The 3,689-nt window shown below is 67.8% G+C and carries 3 protein-coding genes; 1 reads left to right on the forward strand and 2 read right to left on the reverse strand.

The features are described from left to right. Both BAY1663_RS22255 and BAY1663_RS24290 read right to left on the reverse strand, forming a co-directional pair. Window positions 1-2,232: ATP-binding protein (locus BAY1663_RS22255; RefSeq protein WP_037045202.1), on the reverse strand; the 2,232-nt coding region annotated here is incomplete at its 3' end. Between the two features lie 192 nt (window positions 2,233-2,424). Next, the gene (locus tag BAY1663_RS24290; RefSeq protein WP_037045204.1) at window positions 2,425-2,583 is read right to left on the reverse strand and encodes a YqaE/Pmp3 family membrane protein; all 159 of its coding nucleotides are present in this window, start codon (window positions 2,581-2,583) and stop codon (window positions 2,425-2,427) included. Between the two features lie 456 nt (window positions 2,584-3,039). Here BAY1663_RS24290 and BAY1663_RS22265 point away from each other — a divergent pair. Beyond that, on the forward strand, window positions 3,040-3,689 hold a 650-nt coding region (locus BAY1663_RS22265), incomplete at its 3' end, for an SDR family oxidoreductase (protein ID WP_037045205.1).

Here is a 3,689-nt window from a genome sequence, read left to right on the forward strand (position 1 = left end):
CTCGCCATGCGGAGCGGCGTCGACCGGCTCGGCAGCCACCGGCGGCGGCGCAACCGGCTCGGCGAGCGGTGCCGCGCTGTAATTCTCCGGCACCAGCAGGGTGAACGTGCTGCCGGCGCCGGGCGCGCTCTGCACGCTGATCTGTCCGCCGAGCAGTTGCGCCAGTTCGCGGGAAATCGACAAGCCCAGGCCGGTGCCGCCATAACGGCGATTGGTGGTGCCGTCGGCCTGGCGGAAGGCCTCGAAGATCGCCGCCTGCTGTTCGACCGAGATGCCGATGCCGGTATCGCTGACGGCAAAGGCCAGCTGGCCACCGGCGTGCCGCTCGACGCGCAGGGTCACCGTGCCCTTCTCGGTGAACTTGAAGGCATTGGCCAGCAGGTTCTTGAGAATCTGCTCCAAGCGATGACGGTCGCTGAACAGCGTCGACGGCAGGTCGTCGCCCAGCACCACCTCGAAGGCGAGCGATTTCTCCCTGGCCAGGGGCAGGAACAGGTTCTTCAGGCCGTCGACCAGGCGGGAGAGGATCGTCAGCTCGGGATGCACCTCGAGCTTGCCGGCTTCGACCTTGGAGATGTCGAGGATGTCGTTGATCAAGGTGAGCAGATCGTTGCCGGCCGAATAGATCGAGCGGGCGAACTGCACCTGGTCCTCGCTGAGGTTGCCTTCGGGGTTGTCCGCCAGCAGCTTGGCCAGGATCAGCGAGCTGTTCAGCGGCGTGCGCAACTCGTGGGACATGTTGGCGAGGAATTCGGACTTGTAGCGGCTGGCGCGCTGCAGCTCGTCGGCGCGCGCTTCGAGCATCAGCCGGGCGTCGTGCAGGCGCCGGTTCTTCTCGTCCATCTCGTCGCGCTGGCGGGCCAGGATATCGGCCTGCTCGGCCAGTTGCTCGTTGGTCTGCTCCAGTTCGGCCTGCTGCTCTTCCAGGTGCGTCTGCGACTCGCGCAGGGCACTGGACTGCTCCTCGAGCTCCTCGTTGGCGGCGCGCAGCTCTTCCTGCTGCACCTGCAGTTCCTCGTTGAGCTGCTGGGTCTCGGCGAGCACTTTCTGCAGGCGCTGGCGATAGCGGGCCGCCTCGATGGCCGAGCCGATGGTGGCGCCGATGCGCCGCAGCAGTTCGCTATCCTCCTCGCGCAGCGGTCGCAGGAAGCCCAGCTCGATCACGCCGTTGAGCATGCCGCTGTCCTCCAGCGGCACCAACAGCACCGAACGCGGCGTGGCCTCGCCCAGCTCCGAGGTCACCTTCAGGTAATCGGCCGGCAGGTTCTCCAGCGCCAGCAGGCGGCGCTCCAGGGCAACCTGGCCGACCAGACCGGAGCCGAACTCCAGGGTCCGGCCGCCCTGCAGATGAGCGGAATCGTAGGCGTACTCGGCGACCCGCTGCAGCTTGCCGTCCTGCACCACGAACAGCGCGCCGACGGCCACGTCGAGGTAATGCGCAAGGAAGCCCAGCACGCCCTGGCCCAGCGCCGGCAGGGTCAGTTCACCGATGATCGCCTCGCCCAGCTGCGTCTGCCCGGTGCGGTACCAGGCCTGCTTCTCCAGCGCCTCGGCGTGGGCCCGCTGCCGGCTCAGCGACGAGGAATAACTCGCCGACAGCGCCGTCAGGTCGCGCCGGCCGAGGAACACCAGCAAACCGCTGAAGAGCAGGCTGAACAGCAGGAAACCGCCGATCAGCGCGGTGGTAATCACCTCCGAGCGGCCGGTGAGGTCGGTACGCTTCTGTCGCTCGGTGGCAATGAATTCATTCAACAGCGCGCGCCGCTGGGTGGTCAGGCCGAGACCACGCCCGGTACGGACATAGGCGATGATCGAACGACCATCCTCGCGGCGCTCGATGGCCTGCTCGGCGAAGCCGAGCCAGCGCCGATGCAACGCCTCGATTTTCTCGATACGGCCCAGCTGCAGCGGATCGTCCCGCGAGTAATCCTTGAGCCGCTCCAGTTCGCGACCGATCGCCGCCAGCCCCTCGTGATAGGGCTCGAGGAAGGCATCCTCGCCGGCGATCAGATAGCCGCGCATGCCGGTTTCCAGTTCGGCCACCAGCCGCAGCGCCTCATGGGCATGGGCCACGCCCCGCACCGAACGGTCGACCGCGTGGCTGACGCTGAGCAGGTAATAGACGATGGCGCTGAAGAAGAACGCACTGAGAAAACCGAAGCCCAGCGGCACGGCGACATTGCGATTGAGGATGCGCCTGAAATTGTTCTGGTCGATGAAGGACTCGCTCATCTGGCTCCCTTTGCGCCGCCCGACTGTCGAGCACATGCGCGGCGCATGCGTCCTCGGCGGTCATGCTCCGATGCTGGCGTGTTCTTGAGTGTTTGGCGCGCGATAGGTTCCGTTGCGCCCGCGTCACGCGACTCTACACGGCAAGCCCGTCGAGCACAAAAGGCCGATGACAGGCGGAACCGGCAGGCCCACTCAGCGCCGGGCGATGATCCAGACGGCGTGGATGATGCCGGGAATGTAGCCGAGCAGGGTCAGCAGGATGTTCAGCCAGAAGGCGCCGCCGAAACCCACTTGCAGGAACACTCCCAGCGGCGGCAGCAGAATCGCACAAATGATGCGGACAAGATCCATCATGGTCTCCGTCGGTCGGATTGGGCCCGAGGGGCCTGCTCAGGAATCGACCTGACCGGCCCGGCGAGGTTCCTTATCGCCGGCCATGCCTGCCGCGGGGAAGGAACAGCGGATCGCCGCCAGCGGCAGCGACCGGAAAACCGTGGCGACTGGATAAGCCGCCGAGGGTGCCTGACAGGCACGGGAGGGGATGGACGCGAGCGGCCGGCTCGTATGCGGGCGCGCCCGATGCGTCACGCCGCTTCGCCTTTTGAGCCAAGGGCGTTGCCAAGCTTCATCTCTTAGCCTGCTAACTATTACAGAGCCGCGCCATCGCCGCCATTGGCCGAAGGTCGATAGCCGAGTTCCCCGCTCGGGCATGCCAGCGGAGCGCGCCGGAACTCGCCGGGCGCTGCCCGGGTCGTCTCTACACAGGCGCGCCGCGCCATTGGCCAGTGCAGCGGAGGGGATCCAGCGATGAGCGACGCGACCGTGGTGATCTGTGGTGCAACCGCCGGCGTCGGCCGCGCCGCCGCCCGCGGCTTTGCCGGGGCCGGCTACCGGGTCGCCGTGATCGCGCGCGGCGAACAGGGCCTGCAGGAGACTGCCAGGCAGTTGCAAGCGATGGGGGCACGGGTATTGGCGATCCCGCTCGACGTCGCCGACGCTGCCGCGCTGGACGCCGCGGCGACGCGCATCGAGGCGGAACTGGGGCCGATCGAGATCTGGGTCAATGCGGCGATGGCCACGGTGTTCGCCCCGGCCAGCGCATTGAGCGCCGAGGAAATCCGCCGCGTCACCGAGGTGACCTACCTGGGCTGCGTGCACGGCACCCTCGCCGCCCTGCGCTGCATGCGCCCGCGCAACCGCGGCACCATCGTCCAGGTCGGCTCGGCGCTGGCCTACCGCGCCATCCCGCTGCAATCGGCCTATTGCGGGGCCAAGTTCGCCGTGCGCGGTTTCACCGACGCGCTGCGCTGCGAGCTGCTCCATGACGCCAGCGCCATCCGCCTGACCATGGTCCAGCTGCCGGCGCACGACACGCCGCAGTTCGACTGGGCCCGCAACAAGCTGGGCCGGCGCGTGCAGCCGGTGCCGCCGATCCACACGCCGGAAGTCGCCGCGCG

Origin of the sequence: Pseudomonas sp. BAY1663 (assembly GCF_000582595.1) — a bacterium.
GTDB classification, from domain to species: domain Bacteria; phylum Pseudomonadota; class Gammaproteobacteria; order Pseudomonadales; family Pseudomonadaceae; genus Stutzerimonas; species Stutzerimonas stutzeri_AF.

Excerpts from the sequence above, each read along its gene's own strand:
- BAY1663_RS24290 (WP_037045204.1), bottom strand. The coding sequence starts at position 2,583 with ATGGATCTTGTCCGCATCATTTGTGCGATTCTGCTGCCGCCGCTGGGA.